This is a genomic window from Clostridioides sp. ZZV15-6598, from assembly GCF_020657705.1.
GTDB classification, from domain to species: Bacteria; Bacillota; Clostridia; order Peptostreptococcales; family Peptostreptococcaceae; genus Clostridioides; species Clostridioides difficile_F.
Genome location: NZ_JAGWCS010000341.1, coordinates 1 through 391 on the forward strand (window position 1 = coordinate 1; position 391 = coordinate 391).

Sequence of the window (391 nt, forward strand, 5' to 3'; positions counted from 1 at the left end):
TTGTAATATTTTAGTAACTCTTTATTATTATTATCTTGCTATACTTTGATTAAGAAAATCAAATATAAATTACTGATTATTTTATTAAAAATTTCTTGAAATATTAATATTTACGAGGAGGGAATACAATGAATAAAAAAGTAAAACAAGCATTTCTTCAAACAATACCAAACTTAATAATTGTATTATTAGCACTCACATTTGCATTTTATACTAATACATTTGACCTTGATTTAAAAGTATTAATTTTAGTACCTATATTATATATTATTTTATTTTTATATTATTATACAAAACCTAAGAAAGATTAATGGTAGGTCTGAAAAATAAATTTACTTTTAAAATAAAACCTCTTAAAATTTACATACTTATAAAATATATTGTAAAGGAG

The 391-nt window shown here is 18.7% G+C and carries 1 protein-coding gene; it reads left to right on the plus strand.

Going from position 1 to position 391, the window contains the following annotated elements:
* Window positions 1–128: 128 nt before the first annotated feature.
* Entirely contained in the window at window positions 129–311 is a 183-nt protein-coding gene (locus tag KGF50_RS21940) for a hypothetical protein (RefSeq protein WP_227850003.1), read from the plus strand.
* Window positions 312–391: the final 80 nt, after the last annotated feature.